Raw genomic sequence first — 15,642 nt, forward strand, 5'->3', positions numbered from 1 at the left:
TCAGGCTGAGGCTCCCAATCTGGCTGGGGGTGATTGCGTGGCGTCTTGAGGGAGGCCTGCGGCCATTTGCAGGAGGGTGTCTTCGGTCGCGTCATGCGCGGCGACGTCGCCCATGATCCGGCCTTCGTGGATGACTAGGATCCGGGTGCAAAGGGAGACGAGTTCAGGGAAATCGGAGGAGACGACGATGATCGCCATGCCTTCGGACGCGCGGCGGAGAAGCTCGGTGTGGATCTGGAACTTGGCGCCCACATCGACGCCCTTTGTCGGTTCCTCGACGATGAGCAGATCCGGGGCCCGCTTGAGCCACTTGGCCAGCATGACCTTTTGCTGGTTTCCACCCGACAGCGCGCCGATGCGTTCCCGGATATCGGAGGCCTTTATGCTGAAGGCCACGATCGCGGCGCGGCTGGCATCCCTGATTGAGCGAGCCTGCATGATCCCGAACGCGGCATGGTCGGCCAGACTTGCCGAGACAAGATTGTCACTGAGCGACTGGTCGAGGAAAAGCCCTTCGGTCTTGCGCTCTTCGGGAACGAATCCGACGCCCGCGCGCATGGCATTGCGCAGGGAGTGAAAGCGCACCGCCCGGCCATGAAGGCGCACGGTGCCAACCGCTCCGTGCCGCAATCCGACAATGGATCGAACGATTTCGCTGCGACGCGCGCCCATCAGGCCGGCAAGTCCCACGATTTCGCCGGCCTTTACCGAGAAGGTCACATCCTCGAAATCGTCTGCGTGGGTCAGGCCCTCGACATGCAGCACATCCTCTCCCCGAGCGATTTCCGCCCTCGCGACCTCGCCCGGATGTGCGCCGCCGATCATTTCGGCGACCACGCGCTCTTGCGATGTCTCGCTGGTGGGAAGGGTGCTGATCTTGCGGCCGTCGCGCAGGACGGTCACCCGGTCGGCGATGCGAAAGATCTCTGACATGTGATGGCTGACATAGACTATGCCGATGCCGCGTGCGGTCAGCTTGCGAAGCACCTTGAACAGCGCGTCGACCTCGTCCGGGGCAAGGGCCGATGTGGGTTCGTCCAGCAGAAGGACGCGGGAGTTCAGCGACAGCGCCTTTGCGATCTCGACGACCTGCCGCGAGCTGATCGGCAGAGTGTCGACCGGGCGCGACACGTCCACGTCCAGGTCAAACTCCGCAAGAAGGGCGCGGGCCTGCTGCCGGAGTTTGCCCCACTGAACAATGCCAGCCCGCGAGGGCGCGCGTCCGGCGTAGATGTTTTCCGCGACCGAAAGAGCGCCGGCGAGGCTCAGTTCCTGGAACACACAGCCGATGCCGAGCGTCTGCGCGTGCGACGGGCTCTCGATGCGGGTGACCTGGCCGTCGCGCTCGATCCTGCCTGAATTGGGGTGGTGAAGGCCATAGAGCAGGCCCAGGCATGTCGATTTACCGGCGCCGTTCTCGCCGCAAAGCGCGTGAATCTCTCCGGGCCGTAGTTCGAAGTCGATGCCGTCAAGGACCACGTTCGAACCAAAGCTCTTGCGGACAGAATTCAGCGCTAGAAGCGGTTTGCCGGGCAGCGCACCGATTTCGGCAGATGCAGTCATCCTCGATCCTCCCAGGTGCTATATGACATCTGAGATATCAGATGTCAATTTGGAAAACTGCGGAGAGATCTGTCGGTGGTCCGACATGTCGGTGAGAGGATGTCCCGGGGGCCGTCAAAAGGCACCACGCTGCATCGAGTTCAGGCGGTGGCGGTCCCTTCGAGGACAATCATGGCGCTGCTATATGCCTGGCGGGTCCGGTCGATATGTTGTGCCAACAGATCGCGGATGACATCCATGTCACCCTCGCGCACCGCCTTGGCCAGGCCGACATGCTCTTCGAAGGACAACTCGGTGTGCTGCGGAAGCTTTGCCAGATGCGTGCGCAACGCCGCGATCTTTCCAACGTATCGGGTATAGCTGGAGGTCAGGTAATCGTTGCCCGCATGGGCGAAGATCAGATGGTGGAACTCGGTATCCAGTTCCAGGTAACGGCGTTCGTTTCCTGCCTCGCGCGCGGTGCGCATGTCATGAACAACCCGAGCCATGTCCTTGGACAGCCCCTCCGGGCTGCGCTTGAGCGCGAGTTCAAAGGCGGCGGTTTCGATCGCCTGACGGAAATCGCAGATCTGGGCAACCTCGGATTCGGACAATGTGAACACGCGAGCCCCCTTTTGAGGCTCGATACTGACCAGACCTTCATCCCTGAGCTGGGCCAGAGCCTCTCTGACCGGGGATTTGGAAACCCCAAGCTCTTCGGAGATTCCGCGCTCGGACAGCACCTGGCCCATCTTCAGCGAGCCATCGACGATACTGTTGCGCAGGTGCTCCAACGCCAGCTCGCGCAGCGACTTGGGTCTCTCAATGGCCATGACGATGCCTCCACATTTCTTCTTGCATCAATCACGATATCTGATACACCAGCGTAAGCAAGCTGGAATATCAGATATCAGCTTTGCGTCGGGAGGACAGAAATAATGCTTGCAGAGCGCGTTGTTGACTGCCGGAATCAGCACGGCGAAGGGGTTTTCTGGAACCCGGCCGATGGCCTGATCTGGTGGACCGACATCGAAGGGCGCGCGCTCTGGTCTTTTGATCCCGAGAGTGGGGAAAGCAAAAAGATCCCGGCAAAAGATCGTGTTTGCTGCTTTGCGCCGCGGCGCATAGGCGGTTTGATCGTGGCCTTTGCCGACCGTGTCGTTTTTCTGGATCCGGCGACCGGCGCAGAGGACCTGATTCACAGATTTGAACCGGACAACCCGGACACCCGCCTGAACGACGGGCGCACGGACCGGGCGGGACGTTTCGTTCTGGGCGGCATGAACGAGGTTTCGGGCGCGGCCGATTCCTCGGTCATCTCGATTGACACGGACCTGTCGGTCAGGACCCTGTTTGCGGGCGTCTCCTGTGCAAACTCCACCTGTTTTTCGCCCGATGGCGCGACGATGTATTTCGCCGATACGCCCGACCGCGAGATCGTGGCCATGGACTATGATCAGTCCACCGGTGCCGTTTCAAACCGCCGCGTGCATGCCGACTTTTCGACCGAACCGGGGTTGCCTGACGGGTCCTGTGTCGATGCAGAAGGCGGGGTCTGGAACGCCGAGTGGGAAGGCCGGCGCGTGGTGCGCGTCGCGCCGGATGGAACGATTGACGCAGTGATCGATGTCCCGGTCTGGAAGCCCACCTGCTGCGCTTTTGGCGGGCCCGATCTGGACACCCTCTACATAACCACATCCCGGCTGATGAGCAGTGACGATGTGCTTGGAAAAGAACCGGATTCCGGCGGCCTCTTTGCCGTCAAACCCGGCATTGGCGGCGTGATCGATGCGCCATTCAACGGATAGCCAACAGATCTCAGGAGGAGAAAAATGCAGATTTCCGTAGTCAGAACCACCCTTGCCGTGGGCTTTGCGGCATTGGCGAGTGCAGCGATCGCCGAAGACTACCCCGTCCCGGTGCCCCTGGCAGAGGGCGCCCAGGCGCCGATCGCAGCGATCACGCCGGTGAACGAGACCTTTCGCATCGCCTATATGCCGCCGGCGACCGAGTTCAACTATTACATCGCCATTGGCGAGGGCATCAAATCCGTGGCCGCGGAAGAAGGTGTCGAGGTCTTCATGCTCGCCCCCCAGTCGGGCGCCGATATCAACGGTCAGATGGGGATGATCCAGGACGTTCTGACCCAGGACGTCGATGCCATCATCTTTGGCACCCATGACGAATTTGCCGCCGCCCCTCTTTTGAAGCAGGCAGTGGACAAGGGCATGGCGGTCGTGATGATCAACTCCGACATCCCGAACTTTCCGACACCCATCCACGGGGTTGTCGGCTATTCCCAGCGCAACGGCACGCACAAGATCGCCGACTGGGCCATCGAGACCTATGGTGACAAGCCGCTGAAGGTGGGCATCATCGAGGGCCAGCCCGGTTATCACTCGACCGAGCGCGTCGGCGGGTTCCTGGACGGGATCGAAGGCAACGCGAATTTCGACGTGGTCGTGTCGATTGACGGCAAGTGGAATGTCGAGGGCGGCAACACCGCAGGGATGGATATTCTTCAGTCGCATCCCGATCTCGACCTGATCTTTGCCGCCAATGACTACATGATCATCGGCGCCTCCTTTGCCGCCAAGGCGCTCGGCCGCTCGGACATCGTTCTGCTCGGCAATGACGGCGACACCTCGGGGCTGGAAGAAATTGCCGCCGGGAACGTGACCGCAACCGTCAACACGTCGCCCTTCCTGATGGGCAAGGCGGCGATGCATGCCACGATCGACGCCCTGCAAGGCAGCTATCCGGGTGGCTGGATCGAGACGCCTACCTCCATCGAGGACAAGGATGGTGCCATTGCCGTTCTGCAAGAGCCCGAAAAGCTCTTTCCGCTGCCCTCGAAGACGTACTGAGCTCTCCCCGGGCCCTGGTTGCGCGGTGTTGCGCCGCCGGGGCCCTCCTTTCAACCCGACATGCAGCAGGTGACGACATGACGACGCAAGCGGACACACCGCTCTGGGAATTTGTCGATATCTCGAAGGCCTATCCCGGAGTCCTTGCCAACGACAAGGTCTGCATCAGGCTGATGCCCGGGTCGATCCACGGGCTGTTGGGCGAGAACGGTTGCGGCAAGTCGACGATGATCAAGACGCTGTCGGGGGTGCAACAGCCAGACAGCGGAACGATCCTGCACAACGGTCGCCCGGTCGTGATAGCCGACCCGCAGGCCGCCCGGGATTTCGGCATCGCTACCGTCTTTCAGGAGTTTTCCATCGTGCCCACGCTCTCGGTGGGCGAGAACATCTACCTGGGCAACATGCCCCGTTCCCGCTTTGGCATCGTCAACTGGCGGAAGATCCACGCCGACGCGGCGGCGGTTCTGGCCGAGATGAATGTCGATATCCCGACAGAGGCCATTGCCGGCAGCCTGTCCGTGGGCGAGCAGCAACTGGTCGAGATTGCAAAGGCCGTTGCGATCAACGCGAAGATGATCATTCTCGACGAGCCCACCGCAGCGTTGGGTGAGGACGAAATCGAACGGCTCCACCAGTTACTGCGCGCGATGCGCAAGCGCGGTACCGCGATCCTCTACGTCTCTCACCGGCTCGACGAGGTCGAACGGATCGTCGACGAGGTCACGATCCTGAGGAACGGCCGCGTCGTTCGCGCCAGCGGCGAGACCGAAATCAACGTCGCGCAGATTGTCAGCGCCATGGTGGGCGAGGACATCGGCGAGCATTATCCCAAGGAGCAGAACGCATCCGACGAGGTCGTTTTTGAGGCGCGTGGCATTGCGACGCGCGCGGGCGTTGCCGAGACCTCCTTCAGCCTGCGCAAGGGCGAAGTTCTGGGGCTTGGCGGTGTGCTTGGCTCAGGGCGTACCGAAATCGCCCGCGCGATCTTTGGAACCGACGAACTGACCGCGGGGGAATTGGTTCTGAATGGCGCGCCGGTCAGATTCCGGCGCGAAATCGACGCGATCGAGGCCGGTATCGCCCTGGTGCCGGAAAACCGCAAGTACGACGGTCTGTTCTTCAACTTCCGCGCCAGTGGCAACATTACCGCCGCGTCTCTTGGCGGATTGTCACGGTTCGGCGTCCTGAACCTGAGGGCCGAGGAGCGGGCCACACATGATCTGATCCGCGATCTGGAGATCTCGACCCAGGCCGAGGAGAAAACGGTCAACTTTCTCTCGGGCGGCAACCAGCAGAAGATCGTGATCGCCCGCTGGCTGTTCTCGAACGCGCAGATCCTCATACTCGATGAGCCGACGCAAGGCATCGATATCGGCGCCAAGATCGCGGTCTACAAACTCATCAACCAGCTCACCCGCGCGGGCAAGTCGATCATCCTGATCAGTTCCGACCATGACGAGCTCCTGGCCATGAGCGACCGTATTGCGGTGGTCCAACACGGCGCTGTGCGACGCATCGTTCCCGCCTCAGAGCTGGGCCACGATGACCTCGTGCGCGCCTCGGCCGACCCCGCAGAGACACCCAAGGAGGAGGCATTCGCATGAAACGCGTTTTCGACACCCAATTGATCGGGCCCTTCGCGGCCATGGTCATCGTCGCGGTTATCGTCGCGTTGACGACCGACCGTTTCCTGAACCCCGGCAACCTGTCGAACCTGTTTCTGCAAGTCAGCATCGTGGCATTGATCGCCATCGGGGCGACGGTTGTGATCTTTGCCGCCGGGATAGACCTGTCTGCCGGATCCATGGTGGCCCTGCTCACCATGATCCTGGCCCAGATGCTGAAATTCATGGGCATCCCCCTGGTGCTGGCGATCCCCTTGATCCTGGTCGTGGGGGGTGTCTTTGGTCTGGTCCTGGGGTTGATAACGGCCTACGGGCGGATCCCCTCGTTCATCACCACGCTTGCGGCGCTGATCGCGCTGCGGGGTCTGGCGCTGACCTTCAACAACGGGTCTCCGATCTTTTCGCTCGATCCCGCGCTGGAACCGATCTTTTACGGCAAGATCGCGGGCATCCCGATGCCAGCCTTTTATCTGTTGTTCTTCTATGGGCTGGCCGCCTTCACCATGAATTTCACCAAGCTCGGGCGCGAGATCTATGCGGTCGGCGGCAACCCGGCGGCGGCGGTCCTGACGGGGATCAATGTCAAGAAGGTGCAGACGATCACTTTTGTCGTTGCCGGATTCATGACGGCCGTCGGCGCGATCCTGATGTCGGCGCGGCTGAACTCGGGCTCGCCGAATTATGGGCAGACGCTGGAGCTTCAGGCCATTGCCGCCGCCGTGGTCGGGGGGGCAAGCCTTGCGGGCGGACGCGGAAACATCCTGGCGACCTTCATGGGGGCGATGACGATCGTCATCGTCCAGAACGGTCTGAACCTGAACGCCGCGCCGTCCTCGGTCCAGAACATCGTTCTTGGGCTGATCATCCTGCTGGCCGTGGGCATCGACATGTGGCGGGCAGAGATTTCGACCCTGATGGCACGTATCCTGGGCCGCGGCAAAGGCGCCGAGGCCGCGCCCAGACGAAAGGAAGCCTGACATGGATCTGGGGCTGAAAGACAAGCTTGTACTGGTAACAGGGTCCGGCTCGGGGATCGGCAAGGCGACGGCGCGGGTCTATCTTGAGGAAGGAGCACGCGTTGTCGTTCACGGATTGACCGACGCGGAAGTCGCGGCCTGCGTGTCGGACCTGTCGCCACTGGGCGAGGTCACTGGCAAGGCAGGCGATTTGACCGATCCGGCCGAGGCGGACGCACTTGCGGCATTCGCCCAAGACCAGGGCGAGGTGGATGTCCTTGTCAACAACGTGGGCATCTTTTCGGTCAAGCCCTTTGACGAGTTGACCGACGCCGACTGGATGCGGTTTTTCGACATCAACGTGATGTCCGCCGTGCGGATGAGCCGGGTGTTCCTGCCCGCGATGCTGAAGCGCGGCCAGGGCTCGATCATCAACATGGCGAGTGAAGCGGGCGTTAAACCCCTGCCGCAGATGGTCCATTACTCGGTGACCAAGACGGCAATGCTGGGGCTGACGCGGGGAATGGCCGAACTGACCAAGGGCACGCCTGTCCGGGTGAATTCGATCCTGCCAGGGCCGACCTGGACCGAAGGCGTCGAAGCCTATTTCGACGGGCTGGCGGAACAGAAGGACGAGCCGGTCGACGATATCGTTGGGGGTTACTTCAAATCCGACGAGCCCACCTCTCTCATTCAGCGTTTTGTCCAGCCGGACGAAGTCGCACGGATGATCGTCACGATCTCGGCCAGCACGGCGTCCAACGGTGCGGCCCACCGGATCGAGGGCGGTATCGTCCGAAGCATTCTCTGACACACAAACACGAACAGGAGCCAATCATGGTCGCACTTACATTTTCTCACATCGGCATCACCGTTCCCGACCTGGAAAAGGCGGTCGAGTTCTACGCCAAGGGGTTCGGGATGTATGTCATCATGGGTCCGACCGAGATCCATCACGACGAAAGCGCCATCGGTCAGATGTGCGACGACGTGTTCGGCGAAGGCTGGGGCAAGTTCCGCATCGCGCATCTGTCGCTGGGCGACGGCGTGGGAATCGAGTTGTTCGAGTTTCCCAACACCATCGAGGAAGAGCGCCCGTTCGAATACTGGCGCCGCGGTCTCTTCCACTTCTGCGTACAGGACGAAAACCTGGAAGAGCGGGTGAAAATACTCGAAGGCCTCGGTGGGCGCCAGCGCATGCAGCAGGTTCGCAAGTACTATCCGGACGAGAAGCCTTATCGGATGGTCTATATGGAAGATCCGTTCGGTAATGTGTTCGAGCTTTACAGCCATTCCTATGAACTGACCTATTCGGCGGGCGCGTATGTCTGAGCGGCCGGAATTCCCCCCCCGCCAGGACCGGCCGAAGGTTGTGATCACTGATTACGACTTTGGAGATGTCAGTGTCGAAAGGGAGATCCTGGAAGCGGCCGGCGCGGAAGTCATCGCGCTTCAGGCCAAGAGCGAGAGCGACCTTTTCGAGGTCGCGCCGACCTGCGCGGCCATGATGAACCAGTATGCGCGGGTCGGGAAGGAGACGATCGCGCGCATGCAGAAATGCGAGGTCATCGCCCGTTACGGCGTGGGCGTCGACATCGTTGACGTGGAGGCGGCGACCGAACGGGGCATTCTGGTGACCAATGTGCAGGACTACTGCACCGAGGAGGTTGCCGATCACGCCATCTCGCTCTGGCTGACCCTGGCGCGGAAGCTGCCGGATTACGACCGGGCCACCCATAAGGGCATCTGGAAATGGCAAAGCGGCCAGCCGGTCTATCGTTTGCGCGGGCGGACCATGGGTGTCGTGTCTTATGGCAAGATCGGCCAGGCCATCGGTGCGCGCGCGCGCGCCTTTGGCGTCGATGTCATCGCTTATGATCCGTTCCTTCCCGCCGATGTTGCGGCCTCTCTTGGCGTCGAACTGGTGTCCAAGGCCGATCTGTTGGCGCGTTCGGATTACATTCTGATGCAGGCCCCGATGACGCCTGAAACGCGGCATTTCCTGTCCGATGCCGAATTCGCGGCAATGAAACCTGGCGCGATCCTCGTCAATACGGGCCGCGGGCCGACGGTGGACAACGCCGCGCTCTACCGGGCCTTGACCGACGGCCACCTCGGGGCCGCTGGTCTCGACGATCCCGAAGAGGAACCGGCAAAACGCGCCAACTGGACCCCATCCGGCAACCCGATTTTCACGCTTCCGAACGTGCTGATCACGCCACACGCCGCCTACTACTCGGAAGAATCCATCCGCGCGGCCCGTGTCACGGCGGCTACCCAGGTGGCCAAGGTCCTGACCGGTCAGCCGCCCGATTACACGGTCAATGCCGCAGCATTGGCCTTAACAAACACCTAAGAGGAAAAAACATGCCAGACGTGAGCACAAATCTCAGGGTCTTCAACGACTTCGAACGCAACCCGGAGCTTTTGAAGAAATTCGACAAGGTGCTGCAAGCCTATTCGGCAGCCGCCATCTTTGCCGATGTGCAATATCGCACCGGCGTCATGGACAGCGCGATAAAGCCGGCCTTTCGCGCCAAGGTGACCGGACAAGCGGTGACGGTGCAGTTGTCAAAGGGCGATCTGGTCGATCCGCTGCGAGCGCTTGAGATGGGCCAGCCGGGTGATGTTATCGTCGTTGACGCGGGCGGTGATTTGCAGACCTCGGTTTGCGGTGGCCTCATGGGCGGCTTGGCGAAAAACCGGGGTATCCGCGGGATGATCGTCGATGGCACAGGCCGCGACACCGACGAGCTGGAAGACATCAACTGGCCGATCTGGACGCGGGCAATCACGCCGCGCGGGACGCATACGATGTTCTCTGAACGCAAAGAAGAGCTTTCGATCAATGTGCCGATTGCTTGCGGCGGTGTCGTAGTGAACCCCGGCGATTTTATCGTGGCAGACCTGATGGGCGTCGTCGTGATCCCGCAGGAAATTGCGGAAGAAACCGTGCGTCTCGCTCAGGAACAGGCGGACCGGGAAGAGAAAACTCGCGAATGGGTTGCTCAGGGCAAGACGGTCGAGGATTTGCTGAATGAATTCGGCCGCATCTGAGCCCGCGCTCATCGGGATCGACTGGGGCACCTCGACCCTGCGCGCCTTTCTGATCGGCGCCGGGGGCGAGGTGCTGGACAAGGTGGCCTCGGCCGAGGGGATCATGCATGTCGCGGACCGCGATTTCGAAGCGGTTTTCGACAGGTTGATCGGCCCTTGGAGCCAGCGGGCCAGGCTGCCGGTTCTGGCGTCGGGAATGATCACCAGCCGCAATGGCTGGATCGAAACGCCCTATGCGCGCGTGCCGCTCGATGCGCGTGCGCTGGCGTCGGCCCTTGTGCATCACCGGACCGCCAACGGCACGGACCTGTATTTTGTCACCGGGGTTACCACCGACCATGCCTCGGGTCCGGATGTCATGCGCGGCGAGGAAACCCAGATCATCGGGGCGCAGGCATTCGGTATGTCGGATGGCACATTTGTCATGCCGGGCACCCACAGCAAATGGATCCGCATGTCAGGTGGCCGGATCGAGGATTTTGCGACCTATATGACCGGCGAGGTTTTTGCCGCGTTGAAGGGCCACACGATCCTTGGGACATTGATGGAGGACGGCCCGCACGCCCCCGAGGGCTATGCCCGCGGTGTATCGGCTGGTCTCGCCAAGGGATCCAGCCTGCTCCACGATCTGTTTCACGTGAGGACGCTGCCGCTGATGGGACAGATGGAGGGCGGCGCGGTTGCGGATTTCCTGTCGGGCCTGCTGATCGGGGCGGAAATCAATGCGGCGCGGGCACGCGGCGATGCAACCGGCCCCGTCACCATTATCGGGCGCAGTGATCTTGCGGACAGATACCAGACGGCGCTGACCGCCGCCGGATTGCAAAGCCGCCGCGCCCCGGATGATATCGTGGCGATGGGCCATTTTCTGATCGCGCAGGCCGCGGGGATGATTGCATGACTGTACTTGCCGAAGCTATGGCGGCTGCGCCGCTGATCGCCATCCTGCGCGGTCTCGACCCCGGGCGTGCGGTCGAGGTGGCCGAAGTTTTGGCCGAGGCGGGTTTTCGCGTCATCGAGGTGCCGCTCAACTCTCCTTCGCCGCTGACGTCCATTGAGCGGATCGCAGGGCGCCTGGGGGATGCGGCCATCGTCGGTGCCGGAACGGTTCTGACCGAGCGCGATATGCTGTCCGTGGCCGATGCCGGGGGCCGGATCATCGTCGCCCCGAACATGAACCCAGCTCTGGGGGCCGCGACGGTGGCAAAGGGCCTTGCATGGTCTCCCGGCGTCATGACGCCCAGCGAGGCCTTTGCCGCGCTCGACATCGGCGCGCAGGTGCTGAAGTTCTTTCCGGCGGAAATGATCCCGCCCAAGGCCATCGCCGCGATGCGCGCGGTGTTGCCGCGCGATGCGCTGGTCGCAGCGGTGGGCGGGATCACGCCCGATGGGATGGCAGCCTACCGCACCGCCGGAACCGATGCATTCGGGCTCGGCTCAGCCCTGTTCAAGCCGGACTATACGCTTGAAGAAATTGCCCGGCGCGCGAAACAGTTTGTCGAAGCCGCCGCCGGGTTGGGGAAACGCCAATGAAGACGGCTGTTGTGACCGGGGGCACACGGGGAATCGGCGCAGGGGTTGCGCTTGCCCTGGCGGAGGCCGGGTGGCGGGTCATCGCCGCCTCGGCGTCCGAGGCGGAACGCGCGGCCTTTGGGCCTCGGCCGGGGATCGAGCTTGCCGCGTTGGACGTGACCAACGATGCCTCGGTCGCGGCGCTGTTCGACGGGCTGGATCGGCTGGATGGCCTGGTGAACTGCGCCGGCATCCTGCGTCGTGGCGAGGAATACGATATCGAGGTGTTTGCCCAGGTGCTGGACGTCAACCTGACGGGCACCATGCGCTGCTGCCTTGCCGCCCACGACCTGCTGGCGGAAGGCAAGGGGGCGATCGTCAACACCGCGTCGATGCTCAGCACCTTTGGTGGACCGCTGGTGCCGGCCTATTCGGCCTCCAAGGGCGGGGTCGCTCAACTGACCAAGGCGCTGGCCGGGGGCTGGGCCGGGGACGGGATCCGGGTGAACGCCATCGCGCCCGGCTGGATCGAGACCGAGATGACCCAGGGTTTGCGGGACGATCCCGCGCGGACCGAAGGGGTCATGGCCCGAACCCCTCTGAAACGCTGGGGAAAAACATCCGAGGTCGGCGCGCTCGCGCGGTGGCTGTTGAGCGACGAGGCCAGTTTTGTCACCGGATCGGTTTATCCGGTGGATGGCGGCTATCTTGCAATGTGAGGACGAAGACATGACCGAAGACACGGCACGCATGCCCTATCAGCTGCCCTTTCCGCAAGATGCGCAGGAAGAGATCGTCATTCCGAACGCGATGAACTGCGACGAGCGTCTCTGGGTGCCTCAGGCACAGAACGTCTGGTTCCGCCCGCTGTGCCTGAACCGGTCACAGGGCTATTGGATGAACCTTTTGAAAGTGCGCAAGGCCGGTGTCCTGTCGCGCCACCGGCATCCGCAACCGGTTCACGGCTTTGTTCTGAAGGGCCGCTGGCATTATCTGGAACACGACTGGGTCGCCGAAGAGGGCGGTTACGTCTTTGAGCCGCCCGGCGAGACGCATACGCTGGTCGTGCCCGACGATATCGAGGAGATGGTCACCTATTTTCAGGTCAACGGCGTGATGTGCTACGTCGATCCCTGGGGCAAGGTCACGGGCTACGAGGACGTCTTCACCAAGATCGACCTTTGCCGCAAGCATTTTGCCGAGGTTGGTCTGGGAGCGGATTATGTCGAGCAGTTCATTCGATAGGCCGTTGCGATTTGCGCTCGTCGCGCATGATGCAAGGAAAGACGAGATCGTGACCTGGGTCGGTCGTCACCGGGCGTTTCTGGCTTCGGCGGCGGTCTTTTCCACCGGAACCACCGGGGGCAGGATCGCGGATGCTTTCCCGGATCTGGACGTGACCCGCTTGAAAAGCGGGCCGCTTGGCGGAGATCAGCAGATCGGCGCCATGATCTGCGAAGAACGGCTCGATGCGCTGATTTTCTTTGTCGATCCGCTTTCGCCGATGCCGCATGACGTGGATGTCAAGGCACTGACGCGGCTGGCGACGGTTTATGATCTTCCGATGGCCTGTTCGAGGTCGACTGCCGACCTGATCGTCGCGGGGATGCTAAGCCGCGACAGCGCGCGCCCGGATCAGTCCTGATCCAGCAGGCAATCAGACAGCGCGTCGAGCCCTTCGACGCCAAGCTGGCTCATGTTGGCGATAATGTCGGCTTTCAGGATATGCAGCAGATGCTCGATCCCCCTGGCGCCAAAAGCTGCAACGGCATATTGAAACGCGCGCCCGAGCATCACGAAGTCCGCGCCTTTTGCCAACGCGCGCATGATGTCGAGACCCCATGCCACACCGGAATCGTAGATCAGAGGGATATCAGGGCCCACCGCTGCGCGGATCTTGGGCAATTGGTCGATGACCGCCGGACCGGCTTCGAACTGACGGCCCGAATGGTTCGAGACCCAGATACAATCGGCGCCTTCCGCAACAAGCATTCGCGCATCTTCGGGACGAAGCACGCCTTTGACCACAAGATGGCCGTCCCATTCTGCGCGCAGCTCGCGCAGGTATTGCCAGTCGGGGATGCCCCGGATCAGCGCCCCGGCATGGGTAAAGCTTTCGCGCCCGCGTGACGGCACGTAGTCGTCGAAAAACCGCATCCTTGGCATGATGCCCTCGCGCAGGTGGGCCAGGCACCAGGCGGGGCGGGACGCCATTTCCGCCAATGTGCGCAGGTCGGCCTTTGGCGGCACGGTCAGGTTTGCCCGACGCTGCCGCTCGCGGCGGCTTTCTTCGGGGACATCCACGGTGATGATGAGCGTATGAAACCCCGCCGCCCTGATCCGGGGCAGCATGGCGCGGCGCAGTTCGCCGGAGTTGACGGGATAGTGCTGGAACCAGCCGTTGCTGCCGATATCGGGGGCCACGTCCTCGGGCGAGGCGACGGCGACGCTGGACAGGCAGAACGGGATGTTGTGCCGGACCGCCGCCTGGGCCAGCATCCGTTCGGCGCCCGCCCACATCAGGCCCGACATGCCCACGGGCGCGATCCCGAAGGGCAGGTCATAATCCCGCCCCATCAGGCTGCGTTTCAGGTCGGCCCGGGTCCGTCCCTTGAGAATTGCTGGCATGAAGCCGATCGAATCGAGCGCCTGACGATTGACCTTGAGCCCCAGCTCGCGCCCGGTCGCGCTGTCGAGGTATTCGAACGCGAACCTGGGTATCCGCCTTTGCGCCGTCCTGCGAAGGTCTTCGACGGCGGGGTGCGAAAGATCGAGATCCATCATGCTCACCACAGGGACGGAAGCGCGAGCGAGATCGCCGGCACATAGGTCACGAGCAGCAGCAGCACGAGCATGCCCAGGAAAAAGGGGAGGATCGCCCGGCTCAGGCTTTCGATCGAGACCTTGGAGATGCCGCTGGCGACGAACAGGTTGACCCCCAACGGCGGGGTACAGAACCCGATGGCCAGGTTCACCGTCAGGATGACGCCAAACACGATGGGATCGACGCCAAGCGCGGTGGCCACGGGCAGCAGGATCGGTGTCATGATGATGATCGACGAGATCGTTTCCATGAACATGCCGATGATCAGCAGCAGGACATTGATCAGCAAGAGGATGATGATCGGATTGTCGGAAAGGCTGGTGATTGTCGTGGCCAGTTCCGAGGGTATCCGCGCCAACGTGATCAGCCTGCCGAACGCAGTTGCCATGATCACCAGGATCAGGATCGTGCCGCTGGTTCTGGCGCTGCCCGCCAGGATGTCGGGCAGGTCCCGTATCGTGATGTCCCGGTAGACCACGATGCCGATGAAGGCGGCGTAGACGACGGCAACGGCACCGGCCTCGGTCGGGGTGAAGATACCGCTATAGATACCGCCCAGGATGATCCCGGGCACCAGCAGCGCCCAGATCGAGGCGCGGAAGCTTTGCCAGACCCCGGCGCCCGAAAAGGGCTGGGTCGATTGTTGCACCACGGTATCGTTGCGCAGCAGGATCCGCGCGACCAGCATGAACATCAGCGCAAAGAGGATGCCCGGAACAACGCCAGCCAGGAACAGCTTGCCGATCGAAACCTCGGCGGTGACGCCATAGATGATGAAGGGGATACTGGGCGGGATCATCACGCCGATCATCCCCGAAGACGCGGTCAGCGCGCCGCTGAAGCGGCGGGAATAGCCGACCTTTTCCATCTCGGGGATCATGTTCGACCCGATCGCCGCCACGGTAGCCGGGGACGATCCGGAAATGGCGGCAAAGAAGACACAGGCCAGCACGTTCACATAGGCCAGACCGCCGCGGATATGCCCGATCAGCGCATTGGCAAAACCCACCAGCCGACGCGACATGCCGCCATGCTGCATCAGATCACCCGCGAGAATGAAGAGTGGTACGGCAATCAGCGGAAAGGAATCCGCTCCGGTTACCACCGAGCGGGCCAGCAGGACCATTGGCGGCGTCCCGTCGACAAAGACCATCACGATCATCGTCGACAGGCCAAGACAGATGCCGATCGGAACGCTGAACATCAGCAGGCCGAAGAGCGTCAGGAACAAGACGGTAGTCAGCATGGTCGGCCCC

Annotated in this window: 17 protein-coding genes; 13 read left to right on the forward strand and 4 right to left on the reverse strand. The window is 62.2% G+C overall.

All coding sequences use genetic code 11. The features are described from left to right. Both G0P99_RS02330 and G0P99_RS02335 read right to left on the reverse strand, forming a co-directional pair. Nucleotides 1-1,563 carry a sugar ABC transporter ATP-binding protein gene (locus G0P99_RS02330; protein WP_164127300.1) on the reverse strand — a complete coding sequence of 521 codons (1,563 nt, stop codon included), beginning with the start codon at nucleotides 1,561-1,563 and terminating at the stop codon, nucleotides 1-3. A gap of 140 nt (nucleotides 1,564-1,703) precedes the next feature. Continuing rightward, nucleotides 1,704-2,375 (reverse strand): GntR family transcriptional regulator, encoded by a 672-nt coding sequence (locus G0P99_RS02335; RefSeq protein WP_164127303.1) that lies wholly within the window; start codon nucleotides 2,373-2,375, stop codon nucleotides 1,704-1,706. Nucleotides 2,376-2,480: 105 nt separating this feature from the next. On the opposite strand from G0P99_RS02335, the gene G0P99_RS02340 reads away from it, so the two are divergent. From G0P99_RS02340 to G0P99_RS02400, 13 genes are all read left to right on the forward strand, one after another. Then, nucleotides 2,481-3,350, forward strand: coding sequence for an SMP-30/gluconolactonase/LRE family protein (locus G0P99_RS02340; RefSeq protein ID WP_164127305.1), 870 nt, complete (start codon nucleotides 2,481-2,483; stop codon nucleotides 3,348-3,350). Nucleotides 3,351-3,374: 24 nt separating this feature from the next. Next, complete coding sequence (locus G0P99_RS02345; RefSeq protein ID WP_164127307.1) at nucleotides 3,375-4,409, forward strand: sugar ABC transporter substrate-binding protein; 1,035 nt, start codon at nucleotides 3,375-3,377, stop codon at nucleotides 4,407-4,409. Nucleotides 4,410-4,486: 77 nt separating this feature from the next. Continuing rightward, nucleotides 4,487-6,016 carry a sugar ABC transporter ATP-binding protein gene (locus tag G0P99_RS02350; RefSeq protein WP_164127309.1) on the forward strand — a complete coding sequence of 510 codons (1,530 nt, stop codon included), beginning with the start codon at nucleotides 4,487-4,489 and terminating at the stop codon, nucleotides 6,014-6,016. Further along, the gene (locus G0P99_RS02355) at nucleotides 6,013-7,014 is read left to right on the forward strand and encodes an ABC transporter permease (RefSeq protein WP_164127311.1); all 1,002 of its coding nucleotides are present in this window, start codon (nucleotides 6,013-6,015) and stop codon (nucleotides 7,012-7,014) included. Before G0P99_RS02350 ends, G0P99_RS02355 begins: the two co-directional genes overlap by 4 nt. A gap of 1 nt (nucleotide 7,015) precedes the next feature. Further along, a complete protein-coding gene (locus tag G0P99_RS02360) occupies nucleotides 7,016-7,804 on the forward strand; it encodes an SDR family NAD(P)-dependent oxidoreductase (RefSeq protein ID WP_164127313.1) in 789 nt (262 codons plus the stop codon). Between the two features lie 26 nt (nucleotides 7,805-7,830). After that, complete coding sequence (locus tag G0P99_RS02365; protein ID WP_164127315.1) at nucleotides 7,831-8,325, forward strand: lactoylglutathione lyase family protein; 495 nt, start codon at nucleotides 7,831-7,833, stop codon at nucleotides 8,323-8,325. A 40-nt stretch (nucleotides 8,326-8,365) separates the two neighbouring features. Continuing rightward, a complete protein-coding gene (locus G0P99_RS02370) occupies nucleotides 8,366-9,349 on the forward strand; it encodes a C-terminal binding protein (protein ID WP_370462682.1) in 984 nt (327 codons plus the stop codon). A gap of 11 nt (nucleotides 9,350-9,360) precedes the next feature. Further along, nucleotides 9,361-10,050, forward strand: a complete 690-nt coding sequence (locus G0P99_RS02375; RefSeq protein WP_164127319.1) for an RraA family protein — start codon at nucleotides 9,361-9,363, stop codon at nucleotides 10,048-10,050. Next, the gene (locus G0P99_RS02380; protein WP_164127321.1) at nucleotides 10,031-10,951 is read left to right on the forward strand and encodes a 2-dehydro-3-deoxygalactonokinase; all 921 of its coding nucleotides are present in this window, start codon (nucleotides 10,031-10,033) and stop codon (nucleotides 10,949-10,951) included. The genes G0P99_RS02375 and G0P99_RS02380 overlap by 20 nt, the downstream gene beginning before the upstream one ends. After that, nucleotides 10,948-11,583 (forward strand): 2-dehydro-3-deoxy-6-phosphogalactonate aldolase, encoded by a 636-nt coding sequence (locus tag G0P99_RS02385; protein ID WP_164127323.1) that lies wholly within the window; start codon nucleotides 10,948-10,950, stop codon nucleotides 11,581-11,583. Before G0P99_RS02380 ends, G0P99_RS02385 begins: the two co-directional genes overlap by 4 nt. After that, the gene (locus tag G0P99_RS02390; RefSeq protein WP_164127325.1) at nucleotides 11,580-12,281 is read left to right on the forward strand and encodes an SDR family NAD(P)-dependent oxidoreductase; all 702 of its coding nucleotides are present in this window, start codon (nucleotides 11,580-11,582) and stop codon (nucleotides 12,279-12,281) included. Before G0P99_RS02385 ends, G0P99_RS02390 begins: the two co-directional genes overlap by 4 nt. A 10-nt stretch (nucleotides 12,282-12,291) precedes the next feature. Next, nucleotides 12,292-12,807, forward strand: coding sequence for a 2,4'-dihydroxyacetophenone dioxygenase family protein (locus tag G0P99_RS02395; RefSeq protein ID WP_164127327.1), 516 nt, complete (start codon nucleotides 12,292-12,294; stop codon nucleotides 12,805-12,807). Next, nucleotides 12,785-13,207, forward strand: coding sequence for a methylglyoxal synthase (locus tag G0P99_RS02400; RefSeq protein WP_164127329.1), 423 nt, complete (start codon nucleotides 12,785-12,787; stop codon nucleotides 13,205-13,207). Before G0P99_RS02395 ends, G0P99_RS02400 begins: the two co-directional genes overlap by 23 nt. Here G0P99_RS02400 and G0P99_RS02405 read toward each other — a convergent pair. Beyond that, on the reverse strand, nucleotides 13,198-14,343 hold the full coding sequence (locus tag G0P99_RS02405; protein WP_164127331.1) for an alpha-hydroxy acid oxidase: 1,146 nt from the start codon (nucleotides 14,341-14,343) through the stop codon (nucleotides 13,198-13,200). The two genes, G0P99_RS02400 and G0P99_RS02405, sit on opposite strands and share 10 nt — an antisense overlap. A 5-nt stretch (nucleotides 14,344-14,348) precedes the next feature. Then, nucleotides 14,349-15,632 (reverse strand): TRAP transporter large permease, encoded by a 1,284-nt coding sequence (locus tag G0P99_RS02410; protein ID WP_164127334.1) that lies wholly within the window; start codon nucleotides 15,630-15,632, stop codon nucleotides 14,349-14,351. Nucleotides 15,633-15,642 lie beyond the last annotated feature (10 nt).

The sequence above is a fragment of the Ruegeria sp. PrR005 genome, from assembly GCF_010500245.1.
Classification (GTDB): Bacteria; Pseudomonadota; Alphaproteobacteria; order Rhodobacterales; family Rhodobacteraceae; genus Ruegeria_B; species Ruegeria_B marisflavi.